Here is a 16,966-nt window from a genome sequence, read left to right on the forward strand (position 1 = left end):
AGGATTACGATGTCTTTATTTCTGATGATTCTCCGCAAAATGGTAAATAACCGCTGGTTAGAGCTTAGTTTATTGCTGGGACTCACCCTTTCTGTGGCTTTGGCCAGCTCGATGCCGATTTATACGCATGCCATTTTGCAGCGTATGTTAATTAAAGATTTGGAAGTTCAGCAAGCCGATACGCAGAAGTATCCAGGACAAATAACGGAGCATGCTTATTTTTCCAATCTGCAAGACGGGGAGAAGCGATTAACGGAGGTAAATGCCTTCATGAATGAGATGAAGACTCGTTTTGGCTTGCCGGTTCTTCTGTCTACGATTACCCGCGTCACAAAGACGTTTTATTTCACACCTAGCGATCCTGCCAGATTAGATCCCAAAGTGAACAGGGCTGGCGATATTGCCGCCATGACAGATTTGGAAAACCATATTCGACTTGTTGACGGCGTTATGCCATCTGGCAAGCTCGAGAATGGCGTATATGAGGCCTGGGTTTTTCCGGAACTGTTGACCAAATTGAAAATTGTGCTTGGCGATGAACTAACCGTTGCGGACAAAGATCTAAACAGGAGCATACGCATAAAACCGGTAGGCGTCATCGATCAAGCCGATGATGCTGACCTGTATTGGCTCAATACGACGAGCGATTTGAACGCCAGATTTTTCATTCCATCTTCCCTTTTTGAACAAGATTTTGTAAAGAGCGGTCATTTTATTGATCAGCATTCAGACTGGAATATCGCTCTGGATTATTATCAATTGAAGCTTGAGGGCATTGATACCTTTATCGCGACGTACAAGGAAATGGTTGACTATTTTAGTCAACGCTTGGAAACGTTTACATCCAGCAATGCAACAATCGGCACGCTGCAATCTTATGGGGAAAAAGAGAAAAAGCTCCGTATCCTGCTGTGGTCGTTGAATGTGCCGGTTAGTCTGCTGCTTGCGTTTTATTTATTCATGGTCGCTAATTTGATTACAGAACGGCAGAAAACCGAAATCGCTGTGCTGCGAAGCAGAGGAGCCAGCCGAGCGCAAATCTTAATGGGCTATGGGATTGAAGGCATTTTGCTCGGAGGAATTGCCTTGTTGATTGGCCCGTTGCTGGGGATGCAATTAACCAAAATCTTGGGTGCTTCGAGTGGCTTTCTGACGTTCGTCCAGCGGGCGGCGATGGAAGTGAAGCTGAACAAGGAAGCGTATCAATACGGATTGATCGCGGTAATCGCCTCGGTCGGTATGACGCTCATTCCTGCCGTACTGGCTACACGTGTGAGCATCGTTGGGCACAAACAACTGCTCGCGAGGAAGAATAAGCTTTCTTTTGCTCATAAAATATATCTGGATGTCGTCCTTCTAGCTATTTCCATTTATTTATTGCAAAGCTTTAAGCGGCGGATGGACGATTTGACCGCGCTGGGTCTGGATTCGCTCGATTTGAAGATCGATCCCCTCCTATTCGTCGTGCCGGCTTTATTCATTTTCGCCATGGGTTTATTCCTGTTGAGGCTCTACCCTTGGGTTATTCAACTGATCTATAGGATCGGACGCAAATGGTGGCCCCCTTATCTATATTCAACGCTGCTGCAAGTAGGGAGATCCACCACGCAATATCAGTTCATCATGCTGTTCATTATTATGACGCTGGCAACCGGGATTTTTAGTGCAAGTGCGGCAAGAACGATGAATACCAATGTGGAAGAAAACATTCACTATAAAAATGGCTCGGATATTGTCTTGCAGACGGCCTGGGACAATGACGCACCGCCGCCGCAATCAGGACCGCCAGGTTTCAATGAAGAATCGAATCTACTGGGCAGCGGGGGAAAGAAGCGAGTGCAGTATGTCGAGCCCCCCTTCCTGCCGTTCACGCAACTAGCTGGTGTAGAAGCCGCAGCACGTGTTTTTCAGAAAAGTGATGCCTATATCACGCTGGGCAAAGATACGAAAAAAACCATGCTCATGGGGATTGATACGGATGATTTTGGGCGCACCGCATGGTTCCGGGATAAGCTGCTGGATCATCATTTCTATGACTATTTGAACCTGCTGGCTGGGGATGCCAGAGCTGTGTTGATATCAAGATCCATTGCTGAGGAAACAGGGGCCAAAGTAGGGGATGTGGTCCGAATCGGTTGGAACGATGTTGAGGGATCCACCGTTGTCATCTATGGCATCATTGATTACTGGCCCAGCTGGAATCCGAATCCGGTTTTGAGTGCAGGGGCGAGCTCGGTGAGATCAACCGATGCATCGAAGTCAGTTAAAGTGGACGCACCGAAGCTCGTCGTCGGACATCTCTCTTATATTCAAAATAATTTAGCTGTAGAGCCGTATGATGTGTGGCTAAAGCTGAAGCCAGACACGACCAGTCAAGCCTTGTATGAAGCGTTGGAACAGAAGCGTATAGCGGTTAAACATCTGGTAGACACGAATATGATGGTCATTCGTTCGAAGAACGATCCATTCCAACTAGCGGTGAATGGTGTGATGACGCTTGGATTTTTGATCGCAATTGGCATCAGTTTTATCGGTTTTCTGCTGTATTGGCTGCTTTCGTTGTATGGGCAGATTTTACAGTTTGGTGTGCTTCGGGCCATGGGGATTTCCTATCGCCAATTAATCGGCATGCTCGTTGCGGAGCAGATATTAACGTCAGGAGCAGCGGTGCTGATTGGGATAGTCACGGGAAATACAGGCAGCCGATTATTCGTTCCTCTTTTCCAACTAACGTTCGATTCAACCAGCCAGGTGCCGCCATTCCAAGTCAGCTTTGATCCAAGGGATCAACTGCATCTGTACATTATGGTTACAGTGATGATCGGGATGGGATTGCTGCTGCTCGGCACGATGCTTTCCAGAATCAAGATTCATCAAGCCGTAAAGCTCGGGGAGGACTGAGCATGATTCACTGTGAGAATTTAGTCAAAATCTATAAAGCCGCCGATCTGGAAGTGGTTGCCCTGCAAGGGCTTGATCTTGATATTGCCGAGGGCGAGCTGATGGCCATTATTGGCAATAGCGGCAGTGGAAAATCAACGCTGCTCAACATGCTTGGCGGGTTGGATCGGCCTTCGGCAGGCAATCTGAGCGTGGATGGGAAAGATTTATTGAAGTTCAAAGAGGCGGATTTGATCCAATATAAGCGGGAAACGGTAGGCTTCGTGTGGCAAAATAATGCCCGCAACCTGATTCCCTATTTGACGGCGTTGGAAAATGTGGAATTGCCGATTCTGCTGCAGGGCCGCCGCAAGCGTCATCGAGCATTGGAATTATTGGAAGCAGTAGGGCTCAGCCATCGGAAACATAACAAGCTGAATGAGCTTTCCGGCGGGGAGCAGCAGCGCGTGGCGATTGCCATTGCGCTTGCGAATCAGCCTAAGCTTCTGTTGGCGGATGAACCGACCGGGTCAGTAGATACGATGATGGCGAATCAGATTCTTGATCTGTTTCGTGAGCTGAACCGCAGCATCGGGCTGACTGTTGTCATCGTGACGCATGATCCGCTTCTGGCGAAGAAGGTGGACCGCGTAGTGGCGATCCGTGACGGCAAAACCTCTTCGGAAATTTTGCGGCGTAAATCCTATCAGGAAGAGTTGCTGGAGCTGGAGCAGGGGATCATGTCGTCAGCGGAAGATTCCCATGTTGAATATGCGGTCGTTGACAAGGCGGGGCGATTGCAAATTCCGGCGAACTATCTGGAATCTATTGGTGCTGGAGGTACGAATAAAGTACGCGTAGAGATGGATAATGGACGCATTATCCTGCTTCCGCAAGAGAAGGCATAGGCGAAGCCCGGTAGGCGCACCGTTCTGTACAAGACGGTGTGCTTATTTTGGCTTCGGCACAGCCTGCCGCCCGTGCTCGGTTCGTCGGTATTCCTTCGGCACGACACCCTTGCTTTCCCGAAAAATCCGGGAAAACGTCTTATACGAGCCGTACCCGACCTCGAGCGCGATCTCCGTGACGCTCATATCCGTAGACACGAGCAGCGAGCACGCGTGCCGCAGCCGCAGGTCGTGCAGGAAGTGGACGAACGTCTGCCCAGTCGTCTGTTTGATGACCTCGCTGATGCGCGAGACGCTCAGCGAGAAGCGCGCAGCGAGATCCGACAGCGCAAGATCCTCCTGGTAATTGCGGTGGATGTAGTGGATGATGGGCCAGACCGATGGGGAAGTCCGACCGGCAGCCGATGCGGCCGATGCGCTGGACGCCGACAATGACGCAGGCGCGTTCTCCCCAGCCGTGACCCCAGCCTCCCGCGAGCGGGTACGGTCGAAGCGGATGAGAATCTCTTTTAACCGCGCCTTCAGCAGTGTCTGCCGATGCCGTTCGTTCCCCGCATACTCTTTGTACATATCCTCCACCAAAGCCTCCATCAGCGTCTGCTCAGCGCCTTCCAACTGGGCGTAAGGCGGCAGCCCGATCCCATCATTGAAAAAATCCGAAAACGCCTGATCCGCCCCCGGCTCCAGCAGCAGATCCATGCTGAACGTGCAGTTATACAACACTAGCGGCTGGCCCGGATCGGTAAAAATCTCATGCACCTGATACGGCAGCACGAAGGTGAAAGTGCCCGGCATCATGGCATGCTTAACGTCGTTAATCGTTTCCGCCCCTTGACCGCTGACGCAGTAGGAAAATTCCAAATAGTCATGGCGATGGGCACGGTAGCCGCGTGGCAGTGTGTTTTTGCTGATATGAAAAGGAAAACCCGAATCCATATTGGGATACGTTTTCAAATACTCGGGAAAATAGGTCATAAGGGCGCAGGCTCCTTCGAAAAAATGGGACATTTTCCGAAAATACGGTACGACTTTCAGTTGTCCTTATTTTATCATAAAAAGCAGTTCATCGAATGCAAGGTCATGAGGAGGAATTCAGAAATGGTAAGCGGTAACAAAATCAGAATCGGTATCATCGGAGCCGGGAATATCGGCGGCGTGCATATGACGCAATTTTCAAAGCTGGCCGAGGAATGTGAAATTGCAGCGGTAACCGACGCCTACTTGCCACTCGCGGAAGCGAAAGCGAAGGAGTTCGGCATCCCGAACGTCCCTGCTACACCGGAAGCTCTGATCCAAAGCGACAACGTGGACGCGGTTATTATCGGCGTACCGAATCAATATCATGCCTCCCTTGCGGTGCAGGCGATCAAAGCCGGCAAGCACGTGCTGTTGGAGAAGCCGATGGGCATTAACAGCGCTGCGGCAAGAGAGATTTACGAAGCGAGCAAAGCAAGCCCCGTCACCGTCATGATCGCGCACCAAATGCGCTGGGAAGCCGTGCCGATGCTCATTAAGGAGCAGGTGGAAGCGGGCGAGCTGGGCAACATTTATACGGCCAAAACCGGCTGGTTCCGCCGCAAAGGCATCCCGGGCTGGGGCACCTGGTTCACGCGCATGAACGAATCCGGCGGTGGTCCGCTGATCGATATCGGCGTGCATATGCTGGATCTCGCCCTCTATTTGATGGGCAATCCGAAGCCGGTCTCCGTCGTCGGCGCGACGTACGCGGAATTTGGGCCTGCCCGCAAAGGCATCGGCACATGGGGCAAGCCGAATTGGGACGGTTATTATGACGTTGAGGATTTGGCGACGGCGCTGATTCGTATGGAGGGTGGCGCTACGCTGACGCTCGAAGTGAGCTGGGCGGTGCATATGGATACGGATAATGTGCCGTTCATCCATCTCATGGGCTCCGAAGGCGGCGCCAGCTACAAGGGCGGCAAAGGCAAGTTCCTAACCGAAAAATTCAACCGTCCGATGGAAGCCGAATTGGCAAAGCCGGATAACGATGAAGGCGAGCGTCTGCGTCTCAGCCGTCATTTCCTTGCCTGCATCCGTGAGGGCAAACAGCCGATCACATCGGCGCTGTCGGGCTATACGAACAACCTGATCCTCGATGCGATCTATGAATCGTCGCGTACGGGGAATGAAGTGAAACTAAACTGGGACTAATCCATTTGGGGGAGGAATCGCCGTGCTTAGAGGGCTGACAAGAGCAGGACTGGGAAAAATCGAAAGCAATGAGCAACTGATTGAACTCGCGGCAAAATATGGCTTTCAGGCCGTCGACGTCGACGCGTTGGCGCTGGTCGAAAGCCATACCGTCGAGGGCGCGCGCGAGCTGCTGAACTCGCGCGGACTGGTCATCGGCACCATCGGCTTGCCCGTGGAGTGGCGCACGACCGAGGAAGCCTTCCAGGAAGGGCTTCCGAAGCTGGCTCAGGCCGCGCAGGCTGCCGCAGCGCTCGGCTGCACGAGCTGCTGCACGTACGTGCTGCCGTCGACGGACCACAGCGCCGCGCACTTCATGGCGCTGGCGACGCGCAGGCTGCGCACCTGCGCGCAAATTCTCGGCGCCTATGGCATCCGCCTAGGCCTCGAGTTTGTCGGTCCGCACCATCTGCGGACCCGCTGGGCCAACCCGTTCATCTGGACGCTGGATGAAACGCTGGACTGGATCGGCGCGATCGGCGAGCCGAATGTCGGGCTGCTGTTCGATGCGTACCACTGGTACACGAACGAACTGACCGTGGCCGACATCGAGAAGCTACGCGCCGAGCAGATCGTGCACGTCCATATCAACGACGCGCCGGATGTGCCGGTGGCCGAGGCTTTGGACAACGGCCGTGTGTACCCGGGCGAGGGCGTCATCGACCTCGCCGGTTTCTTGCAAGGGCTCCAGCGCATCGGCTACACGGGCGCCGTCGCGCAGGAGATCCTGACGGCGACGCCGCCGACGGATGCGCCGGAAGTACTCGCGCAGCGTTCGCAGGCTGCGTTCGACAAGGTTTGGGCCGCCGCCGGCTTATAGGCGGGTGGCGAGAGGGCTGTCCCGCTGCGTAAGCAGGGCGGGACGGCCTTTTGCATTACAGGTCTATCTTGCCTCTAGGGGGCACTGCAACGATTGGGAGCATCTCATTCTAGAGCAACGCGGTCATCCGAGTATGATTTCGATAAAATCTCCTATCCTTCGACCCGATCAATTGACAAACTTTTCAGAAATCTTCGGGTACGATTGAAAAAAACCAAAAAAAGGAGATCAGATCATGCAAATCAAAAAGAAAGATGACATTAGCTTGATTTTGGACAACTTCTCTTCCTATGCCGTGTATGACGAGGTTGGCAAGAAGCTGTATCTGGTCTTCGCGGACCGGAAGCGCGGCGGACAATGGACGCTCATGGGCTACGAGGGCGACCGTTTCAGCGTGCATGGTGTTGGACAAGACTATCAGGATGAGGATGAGTCCTTTTTCGTGGAACGCGAGCATGTGGTTTCCTTCTTGTGGAACAATCGCGCAGCGTTAAAAGAGGCGGTCACGGCGGGCGAGTAAGTGCGCATCGCTTTTTTATCGTGTGTACGTAGTCTTAGCTAGAAAAAAAACGCCGTTATATGCCCTCACAGAAGAGGCGTATAACGGCGTTTTTTAGCTTCTGACATGATTCCCGTAAGCGATGGCGCGGTTCCGGCCCGTTCCTTTTGCTTCGTAAAGCGCTTCGTCTGCACGTTGGAAAAGGGTCTCGAAATCTTCCCCATGCATCGGGCAGCAAGCCATTCCGATCGAGACGGTGATCGGCTGCCCGGTCGGGCTGATCGTGTTTTCGACTTTGCTTCGCAACTGCTCCGCGACCAAAGAAGCGCCTTCCAGTCTTTCACCTGGCAGCAGGGCGACGAACTCCTCTCCGCCGATCCGGCATACGAGATCCGTTTTTCTGCATACCGACATTAAGATGTGCGCGAGATGAATGAGCGTTTCGTCTCCCGTCTGATGCCCGAACGTATCGTTGACGTTTTTGAAATGGTCGATGTCGATAATCAGGAGTGCATATCCGAACTTATCGTTGCCGTGGGTGCTCAGCCACTCGTCTAACCCTCCCCGATTCATCAGGCCAGTCAGATGATCAGTGCGCGCTTGCAAGCTCATTTCCTCCGCTCGACTCTGGAGCCCCTGCACCGCAGTCATCATCGCGCGCGCCAAATGGTGGGCTTCGTAATTCCAGTGGCTCTCGAACGGCGGGTGACCCGCCCGATCCCCCGCAGCGATGCTTCGCGCAGCCGAGGTCAGCTTGGCAAACGGAGTGGCCAGCTTGCGGGCCGTCCATAAGCTGAGGAGCAAAAATGCGACGATCAGCGGGATGCTCCACTTCAACTGGGTCGCGAGGAACTCGCGTTTCGCATGAGTGACAATTTCGGCCGGCGACTGCACGACCATCCCCCAACTGAGATCGCCGACTCGCAGGTAGCCGACGAGCACATCTTTGCCGTGGCCGTCCTGAAGGATAGCCACGCGGGGCGGTCCGCCATCGTTTCCAGGTCCGGGCTGTCCACCGGGCCCTCCTGGGCCTCCCAGCGGAACCGACATCGGGCGCTCCCGCGGGCCAGCGGGTCCCGGCCCTCCTTGCCCACGCTGCATGCCCTGTCGATCGGGAGGATTCGGCTGATCCCCCGCATGCCCGCTGCCGAACGTCGCGAGGAGCGCTGCCGCCGGCAGGATTTCACCCGCCCGATCCTCTTGGGCGTTCATCATCATCACACCGGTACCGTCGATTAGATAGGCGTATGTGCCCGGTTCGCTTTTAATCGTGTGGATGAGCATGTTAGAAAATACGTTGTTCTGCTGCAGATCGATAAGACCTGCAAGGTAGACCGCCGATTGCGAGTTGCCGGACTTCATCGGATGCAGAGCGAGTACGACCCGGTGCCCACCCGGCGCGACGAACGGCGCAGACATCCATGGGCCCGTTTCGCGGCCCGTGAAGATGAGCTCAGCCGCTTCATCCAGGCGGTCACCGGCGGCAAAGCCTGTCGCAGGCGTCGTGACGAGCACGTTGCCTGCTCCGCTGATGAGAAGGGCGCCGCCAAACATGCCGTCCCCAACAAGCAGTTTGCCAAGCAGCGGCGAAGCCTCTTCGCCGATTGGCAGCCGTTGTTCAGTCCAATAACTAGCCATTGCGCCCAGCTTTTCAAACATGAGCTCCTTAATCGTATTGGCCGAGATGGCGAGGTTCCGCGCGGCTTCAAAGTTTTTTTGCAGCGTCGTTTTGGTTAACATGGTGTTCTGCTGATGAATCGATACCGCCGTCAAAAGGGCCGTCGATCCGATGAGCGTAAAGGCGATCAACCCTACGAGTAAACTTTCTATTTTAAACCGTCCGTGGCGCACGCTGCCTTCCGATTGCGATCTCATTCGGCACTCCTTTGGCTCATTGATTGGGATGTTAATGAATATGACGTCATTCGACAAGGATGTTCAAAATCCTGCCTACCCTCTGTCAAAACTTGTCTATTCATCCTTCACCCCATTAACGATTTACAGGCCAGCGCAAACGCGGTACTCTTAAGATAATTGGGGGTGGAAACGATTGCCGTTTTTATCGAAAATGCTGCGGTTTTGCGCGAGGCATAAAGGGTTGTCGGCGCTTTTTCTTCTCGGCATCTTACTTGAAATTGTGTATGCGGTCGCTGCACCGCTGAGCTTGAAATATTTGGTGGACGATGCCTTTACGCCCAAGGATCTCCACGCGTTTATCTTGATTCTTTCGGCGCTGATTATCGGCGGGGTGATGAATATCGGCGCGAGCGCCGGCGGCGATTACGCGATTGCGAAGCTAAGCGGCGGGTTTGTCCGGTCGCTGCGGGGGAAGCTTTTTGACCATATGCAAAAGCAGTCGCTTTCCTTCTACCAGCGGTTCAAGACCGGCGACCTTGTGACGCGCTATGCGTCGGACATGGGGTCGATTGAAAGCGTCGTCCGGGTGGCGTACCCGTTCCTGCTGCGGGAAATATTCAGCGTGCTGCTCGGCCTTGCTCTGTTGTTCACGCTCAATTGGAAGCTGACGCTGGCGATGCTGGTCGGGTCTACGCTGATGTTTGCCGGGCCGCGGCTGCTGCAAGGGCGCTCGGAGGCGGCGAACGTCGACTTCAAAGAGGCGCAGGAACGCTTCGCCAATACGATCGACGAAATGGTCAAAGGCCATAAGGCGATCAAAGGACTGCATCAGCAGGCCGCTTTTCAGAAGCGGGCGGGGCGGCAGATGGACGAGCTGTTTACGCTCGGCTTTCGCCTGCACATGGCGAGCGCCTGGCTGCAGCGGCTGCCGCTGACGGCACTGCTCATCCTGAACGGTATCATGATCGGTTTTGGCGGCTATCTTATTTTTCACGATGAAATTTCGGTGGGCAGCTTTATGGCGTTCTTCACCCTGTTCCTGTCCGTCGGACAGTCGGGCACGAACCTGTCGTCGATTCTGCCGACGATTATCGATGCGGGCACGAGCTTTCGCCGGGTGGAGGAGATTCTGGACGCCCAGCCTGATGTGATGGAAGCGGAGTTAGCAACGGATTTGCCGGACCAGCTGCCGGATGTGCGGCTGGATCGTGTGACGTTCGGCTATACCGCTGACGCCAAGCAGTTAAAAGACGTAAGCCTGCACGTGGCGGCAGGCGGCTACGCCGCGTTCGTCGGGGCGAGCGGCTCCGGCAAAAGCACCGCGCTGCAGCTGCTCGCGCGTTTCTATGACCCCGACGCCGGTGAGGTGCTGGTCAGCGGCACGGATCTGCGGCAGGCGAGCGAAGCATCGCTGCGCCGGCTTGCCGGGCTGGTCGCGCAGGAGACGTTCCTGTTCAACGCGACCGTGCGCGAGAACCTCCTGCTGGACAGCGGCGCCACGGAGGCTGAGATGGTGGAGGCGGCCAAGATGGCCCGCATCCATGAGCGCATCCTGAGTTGGCCGCTAGGATATGACACGCCGATCCTGCAGGAAGGCGGATCGCTGTCAGGCGGCGAGCGTCAGCGCATGGCGATCGCGCGGGCGCTGCTTCGGAAACCGAAGCTGCTGCTGCTCGACGAGGTGACCGCCGCGCTGGATCCCGCGACGGAGGCGGAGATCAACGCGCTGCTGGAGATGAGCCGCGGCGAGCGCACCGTCATCTCGGTCACGCATCGGCTGGCATCGGCGGTGCATACGGATGCGATCTTTGTTTTTCAGGACGGCGTGATTGTGGAGGCGGGCACGCACCGCGAGCTGCTCCAGCGGCAAGGGCATTACGCCGCCCTGTGGGCTAAGCAGACCGGCTTCCACGTCTCACAGGACGGGCTGCATGCGACTGTCGAGGCGGAGAGGTTGGCGAGACTGCCGTTTTTTGACGGGATTGCCGAGGAGCTGCTCGGCGATCTTGCTTCCTTATTTACAACCGAAGCCTGCCAAGAGGGCGATGTCATCGTCCGCGAAGGCGAGCAGGGGGACCGCTGCTATATTATCGTACGCGGCAAGGTAGGGATCTGGAAGCAGGTTCCAGGTCAAGGCGATGTCCGCGTAGCCGTGCTGCAGGACGGCGATCACTTTGGCGAAATCGCGCTGCTGCGCAATTCCCCGCGGAACGCGACGGTTAAGGCGATGGGGCCAGCCGTGCTGTTGTCGATCCGGCGCGAAGCGTTCGACCGGCTGACGGCGGCGCACCCGCAGATTCTTCAGACGTTGGAGCGGACGCTGGCCGATCGGTTATAGATGAGGAAGGAGGCATGCAGCATGACGGACTTTACGTTTTCATTTTGCGAAACGGATGAGGATTTCGCGCAGTTCGGGCTTTTTTTCCTGGCGCACCGGCGCGACCTCCATCCGAGCTATGCCACGATTTACGCAGTTACGGCGCTCTACAGCTACATCGCGGACGGGCGCATTCTGCAAGCGAAGCTGGCGGATGGCAGCATCGCCGGCGCTGTCGCGTATTTTCACGGGACGCCGGAGCAGGACTATGAGGATCGGCAGACGGTTCTCCTTGATTTGGCGATTGCGGATCGCAGTCTACGGGGCAGTCGGCTGTTCTTGTCCGGGCTTGCCGAGCTGGCTGAACATCTCGCGGCTCATCATCCCGAAGTTGAAGAGGTGCACATCGTGACATTGGCCGAAAATACGTATTTGCGGCGCTTATATGGAAAATTCGCTCAAGCGGGACCGGAAATTGAAGGCGTCCTAGGACGAGAGGTGCGCTATCTCGTGAAAATTAGCGAATTGAGGGGTTTCCTGTCCAAATTCTAGGAGGTATAATGGGGGTAAGCATGAAAATTGACCTATGAAAGGAGGCGAGCAGCATGTTTCCAGTTCCTCCAACTATCGATAAGGGATCGAAAAAAGGCAGCGGCTTTGGCAGAATCGTGAAAAGCAACGAGAATCTGCGGGCGAATCCGGTTTAATGAGCTTTTTGTTTCGGCCCTGCCGATTTGAAATGGATTACGAGGCCTACGCCCGGTTCCTGCTGGAGCATCACGCTTCGCTGAATCTGCCGTATCCGTTTGCCATGAAGCTCGCGTTCATGTGCAGTCCGCTGCAATTCGGCAGGACGATGCTTGTTCTCGACGAGGGAAGCTATGAGTACGTCGGGGCGGCTGGCTGCGTATACGGCACGGGTGAGCACGACTACGAAGATCGCCACCGTTGTCAGATCGAGGTGGCGTTTCTACTGGAGGCGTACCGGAGCACTGGCTTGTTTGCCAGAGCGATGGCGGCATTTCTGGGGCAGATTCAGGCAGACAATCCGGATGTCGAGACGATCCAGTTCTGGGCCTCCCCTGAGCATGCTGAGCTGCAAAAGCTTGTCTCCCGCTGGCGCAGCCTGCCGGGCTTCGAGGAGACAGTCGTCGGTGACCGCATGTTCTACACAATTCCGTTTATCGAGCTTCTGGCTTATGCCGAGCAGCGTACAAAGAACCCGAGACCGTGATGGTCTCGGGTTCTTTGTCGTGCGCTGGGGGGAGGCTCGGAGTGGGAAGCGGTGGTTCAGGCCACTACCGTTACATGCCCATGAACGATCTGCCAGAAATGCCTTCGCGTGGGTTGCCATTGTCCATCAGCCGAGCTCACGGCTCATCCGCACCTTCATCGGCACGTAGCCCCGAGTTGCGCTCTTGACCGCCACCCCTACGTGGCGTCCGGCGAACTTCCCTCGCCGCCGTCCTTTTGTCTCTCCCGGTATTGCCCCGGGGTGATGCCTTCCTGCTTGCGGAAGGAGCGGATAAAATTCTGCGAGTTGTTATAGCGCAGCTTGGAGGAGATATCTTTGATCGGCATATCCGTCTCGGAGAGCCACTTTTTCGCCATGTTGAATCGGTAGTTCGAGAGGTAGTCGCTGAACGAACAGTTCGTCTCTTTGCGGAAAATGCTGCTCAAATAGTTCGCGTTATAATGAAGCCGCGACGCGCACTCCTCGAGTGTGAGATCGGTGTCGTAGTAGCGCTGCACGAGATCGATGATTTTCTCGGAAATGTTATGGTACTGGGCATCCTGCCGGTCGCGGTAGATGAGGATCAGCGGGTGGACGACTTCGGTCCAGAACCAGTCCTCGATTTCGGACGCCATATGCAGGCTGAGCAGCTCCTCGAACAGCGAGCCTTGGTTCGGATGAATCTGATTCAGGGCGACGCCCGATTCCTGCATTGTAATGAGCAGGTTGTTCAGCAGCCGCGCCAGCGGCACTTGATATTCCTGCGGCGACAGCGGCGCAGAGAACACGGCGGCCAGCAACTGTTTCAGCAGCTCGCGGGCTTTGTCTTTTTCCGCCAGCTTGATGCTGTCCATGAGTTCATGCTCAAGCGGCTTCGGATAGTTCAAGTTCAAATAGTGCTTGCCCGAGTTGATGTTCTCGTACTGGATGATGATGCCCTCGCCCAGCTTGATCCGGTGCTTGAGCGCTTCCAGACCCTCGCGGTAGGCCAGTGCCATTTGCGGAAAGCTGTGAAAAGGCAGCGAAATCCCGATGGAAATATGCAGCTTCAGGAAGCTGAAGATGTGCTGCTGCACCTGTTCCGTCAACGCGAACACTGTCGTACGGAACGCAATCTCGTCGGTATCCGGGCTGCCGATCAGGGTAACGATGGTCTGGTCGATCAGAATCGGCGCCAGGCGCTGCTCTGTCGGGATGAGCTCCTCCAGCATGTTGTGCACGGCAAAGAGGAGGAGTTCCATGTCCTTTTTGTCATAGCGCGTATTGTCAATGGAATCGATCTGGATGGTCAGGACGGACATGACCTTCCAGGCTTCCAACTGCGTACCGTAGCCGAATTGGACAAGCTTTTCCTGCAGCTCGCCGGGCTTAATGTGCCCCTGGAACGCCTTGATGAGAAAGAATGTACGCACCTGCCCGATATGCTGATGTACCTCACGCTCAAGCTGCGATTTGGACTGGAAGAGCGTGTGCACCTGCTCGCTGATCATTTGGAACTCGTTCGCTTTGCGCTTCTGATTGCCGCTGACGAGCGCGCCGATCTGATTCACGAGCAGTTGAATCGGCGAATACATGCGCCGGGAAATGAGCCATGCAAGCAGCATGGAGATAAGCAGCATCAGGACGCAGATGTAGATCGTGACGGTCCGGATTTTGGCCGACTCCTGCGTTAAACTGTCGATTGACGTTAAAGATAAATACGTCCAGTTCGTGAGATGCGAGCGCAAAAACGTTACGGAATACGACTTATCCTGAATGTCGGAGCGATATTGGCCGCTGCCTTCTTCAAGCGGATCCAGCTCGCTTAGCCCGATGGCGGTAATGGGTTTGCCGATCATCGCGGGGTCCTTGTTCACGATGATGCGCTGCGATTCGTCGACAATGACGATGTCATCGGGATGCGGGGCGTCGCTCCGGATCAGATCCTGCAAGGAACAGACAGGGATGTTGGCCAGCGCAAGGCCGTATTGGTCCAGGCCGGTCGTCGGCAGCTTTTTAACCAGAGAAATGCTATAGGCGCACGTCACGCTTCGCGCGTTCTCTTCCGTGTAGAACCACTGGGACGGAATCAGCGTCCATGTGCTGTTCTCCGCTTTCATCAGCGCCATGAGGTTCTGGTAATACGGGTAGCTGTCGTAGGTGTAGAGGCCCGAATTTTTGATCATCCAGTTCTGTTTGGCGTTGATCAGGATGACATCTTCGAGCTTCGTATCGAACGATTGCATATACCGAATCTCGCTGCGAATATCGTCGTACATCATGAAATCGTTTACAGTAAGGGGCGTTTCCATCGCCTTTTTGAGCACGGTCGAGTTGATGACTTGATTCATCGTATGGTTGACAGTCGTTAATTTCTGCTCTACATTGGAGTTGATTTGGCTGATTAACTGCATTTTGCCTTCGTTGACATTTTTTTGGATCTCGCTGGAGGATGTCACGAATGCGAAGGCACCGATGAAAATTACAGGAAGCGTGCTGAGCAGGAAGCCGAATATCGTCATTTTGCTTAGAAAACTCAAAGAGCGCATCGAATGTCAACACCTATCTTCGGAGATTCGGACTATCTAAGTATTGTAGTCATTAGCTCGTCTTAGAGCAATAATCATCTTCTCAGGGGATAATCATTATCTCTGATTCATTGATTGTACGCAGGATGAAGGGCAGATGCAAGGAGGAGACAGAATGAGTAGAGACGAGCAGCGTAAAAGGAAAGGATGGTTGCGGGCCGGACTGGCGCTGGCAATCGCAGGGACTTTGCTGAGCGCGTGCAAGGACAGTTCGACAGTGAAGCCAGAGGCGACATCTGACGGCAGGCCGGTCATTTCGATTATGGCGCCGCTGCATTTTCCGCATCCGCCGCTTCCGGAGCTTGTCCAGGAAATCGAGGGTTTGACGCAGACGAAGCTTGACGTTAATTGGGTGCCAGACGGCATCTATACGGATAAAATGAACACCGCCCTCACCACGAACTCGCTGAAAAAGGCGACATACGTCAAATATACCGATTACTTGCTAATGAAAAATTCAATCCGCTCCGGCGCCTTCTGGGATGTTGGGCCCTATTTGTCCGCCTACCCGAATTTGAGCAAGCTGAATAAGGAAATTCTGTCTCAAACGGCGGTCGACGGCAAAATTTACGGTCTCTACACCGAGCGCCCGTCCTCGCGGCAAGGTTTGATTATCCGCCAAGATTGGCTGGACAACCTGAAGCTGAAGGCGCCGACAACCCTCGACGAGCTGTATGCGGTGCTCAAAGCGTTCACCTTTGGCGACCCTGACGGCGACGGCAAGGATAATACGATCGGTCTCACGGACCGGAACGACCTGGTGTTCGGCGCTTTTAAGACGATCTCTTCTTACTTTGGCGCGCCGAACAATTGGGGCATCGTGGACGGCAAAGTCGTGCCGGAGTTCGAGACGCAGGCGTATATCGACGCCATGGATTATATGCGTAAGCTATATGTGGAGAAGGAAGTCAACTCCGATTTTGCCGTGACCAGCAAAGACGTGCAGCGGGATAAGCTGATCCGCGGCATCGCGGGCGTGTACATCGGCAGTATGCAGGACGCGCAGCGGCTGTCGGACGAGGCGCAGATCATAAATCCGAACGCGAAATTTACGCTCGTGAATCAGATCAAAGGACCAACGGGCTTCCACGTCTGGTCGATTCCGAATTACAGCGCGCTGTACCTGTTTTCGAAAAAAGCGATTCGCACGGAGGCGGAGCTGAAGCAGGTGCTGCAGTTTTTTGACCGGTCGATGGATAAAGATGTCGCGAATTTGATGAAATATGGCCTCGAGGGCCGCCACTACACGATGAGTGGAGGCAAAGTGCTGCTCTCCGAAGAGACATCGAAAGTGCGGGCCAACGAAGTCAACGCGCTCTATGCGCTGATGATCGCGGATCTCAGCAACCCGAACGTGCTTCAGGTGTCGGAGAGCGAGTCCTTGTCGAAGATGGCGGACAGCCTGAGCCTCGATAATGAGAAATATATCATCAAAGACCCGATGGTGGGGCTGGAATCGAAGACGTACGACGAACGCGGCGTCGAATTGTACAAAATTGTCTCGGACGCCACGTACAATTATATGCTCGGCAAGCTGGATAAAGCGGCGTATCAGCAGGAGATTGAGCGCTGGCGCAAGAACGGCGGCGACCAGATGATCGCCGAGTATAACGAGGCGTATGCGGAGGCGCAGCGGAAGTAGGCGTGAATTGTATACGAACGTATAATTCCGC

General features: G+C 54.8%; 12 protein-coding genes. 9 read left to right on the forward strand and 3 right to left on the reverse strand.

Annotated features, from left to right (window positions below):
* The first annotated feature begins 9 nt into the window (after positions 1–9).
* Together ABE504_RS21125 and ABE504_RS21130 are read left to right on the forward strand one after the other, a co-directional pair.
* Positions 10–2,901 carry an FtsX-like permease family protein gene (locus ABE504_RS21125; RefSeq protein WP_430092337.1) on the forward strand — a complete coding sequence of 964 codons (2,892 nt, stop codon included), beginning with the start codon at positions 10–12 and terminating at the stop codon, positions 2,899–2,901.
* Between the two features lie 2 nt (positions 2,902–2,903).
* Positions 2,904–3,788, forward strand: coding sequence for an ABC transporter ATP-binding protein (locus ABE504_RS21130; RefSeq protein ID WP_430092339.1), 885 nt, complete (start codon positions 2,904–2,906; stop codon positions 3,786–3,788).
* A gap of 42 nt (positions 3,789–3,830) precedes the next feature.
* On the opposite strand, the gene ABE504_RS21135 is transcribed toward ABE504_RS21130, so the two are convergent.
* The gene (locus ABE504_RS21135) at positions 3,831–4,763 is read right to left on the reverse strand and encodes a helix-turn-helix domain-containing protein (RefSeq protein ID WP_430092341.1); all 933 of its coding nucleotides are present in this window, start codon (positions 4,761–4,763) and stop codon (positions 3,831–3,833) included.
* Between the two features lie 123 nt (positions 4,764–4,886).
* Between ABE504_RS21135 and ABE504_RS21140 the strand changes: the two genes are divergently transcribed.
* From ABE504_RS21140 to ABE504_RS21150, 3 genes are all read left to right on the forward strand, one after another.
* A complete protein-coding gene (locus ABE504_RS21140; protein WP_430092343.1) occupies positions 4,887–5,960 on the forward strand; it encodes a Gfo/Idh/MocA family protein in 1,074 nt (357 codons plus the stop codon).
* A 22-nt stretch (positions 5,961–5,982) separates the two neighbouring features.
* Entirely contained in the window at positions 5,983–6,819 is an 837-nt protein-coding gene (locus ABE504_RS21145; protein WP_430092345.1) for a sugar phosphate isomerase/epimerase family protein, read from the forward strand.
* Between the two features lie 235 nt (positions 6,820–7,054).
* Complete coding sequence (locus tag ABE504_RS21150) at positions 7,055–7,339, forward strand: hypothetical protein (RefSeq protein ID WP_430092347.1); 285 nt, start codon at positions 7,055–7,057, stop codon at positions 7,337–7,339.
* 93 nt (positions 7,340–7,432) lie between these two features.
* Here ABE504_RS21150 and ABE504_RS21155 read toward each other — a convergent pair whose 3' ends face one another.
* Positions 7,433–9,193, reverse strand: coding sequence for a diguanylate cyclase (locus tag ABE504_RS21155; RefSeq protein WP_430092349.1), 1,761 nt, complete (start codon positions 9,191–9,193; stop codon positions 7,433–7,435).
* A gap of 175 nt (positions 9,194–9,368) precedes the next feature.
* Here ABE504_RS21155 and ABE504_RS21160 point away from each other — a divergent pair, with 175 nt between their 5' ends.
* The 3 genes from ABE504_RS21160 (at position 9,369) to ABE504_RS21170 (ending at position 12,726) form a co-directional block, all read left to right on the forward strand.
* The gene (locus ABE504_RS21160) at positions 9,369–11,513 is read left to right on the forward strand and encodes an ABC transporter transmembrane domain-containing protein (RefSeq protein ID WP_430092351.1); all 2,145 of its coding nucleotides are present in this window, start codon (positions 9,369–9,371) and stop codon (positions 11,511–11,513) included.
* 21 nt (positions 11,514–11,534) lie between these two features.
* Entirely contained in the window at positions 11,535–12,044 is a 510-nt protein-coding gene (locus ABE504_RS21165) for a hypothetical protein (protein ID WP_430092353.1), read from the forward strand.
* Between the two features lie 154 nt (positions 12,045–12,198).
* A complete protein-coding gene (locus ABE504_RS21170; protein ID WP_430092355.1) occupies positions 12,199–12,726 on the forward strand; it encodes a hypothetical protein in 528 nt (175 codons plus the stop codon).
* A 197-nt stretch (positions 12,727–12,923) separates the two neighbouring features.
* On the opposite strand, the gene ABE504_RS21175 is transcribed toward ABE504_RS21170, so the two are convergent.
* On the reverse strand, positions 12,924–15,254 hold the full coding sequence (locus ABE504_RS21175; RefSeq protein ID WP_430092357.1) for a helix-turn-helix domain-containing protein: 2,331 nt from the start codon (positions 15,252–15,254) through the stop codon (positions 12,924–12,926).
* A gap of 154 nt (positions 15,255–15,408) precedes the next feature.
* Between ABE504_RS21175 and ABE504_RS21180 the strand changes: the two genes are divergently transcribed.
* Positions 15,409–16,935 (forward strand): extracellular solute-binding protein, encoded by a 1,527-nt coding sequence (locus ABE504_RS21180; protein ID WP_430092359.1) that lies wholly within the window; start codon positions 15,409–15,411, stop codon positions 16,933–16,935.
* Positions 16,936–16,966 lie beyond the last annotated feature (31 nt).

The organism is Paenibacillus oryzisoli, from assembly GCF_050467285.1.
GTDB lineage: Bacteria > Bacillota > Bacilli > Paenibacillales > NBRC-103111 > Paenibacillus_E > Paenibacillus_E oryzisoli_A.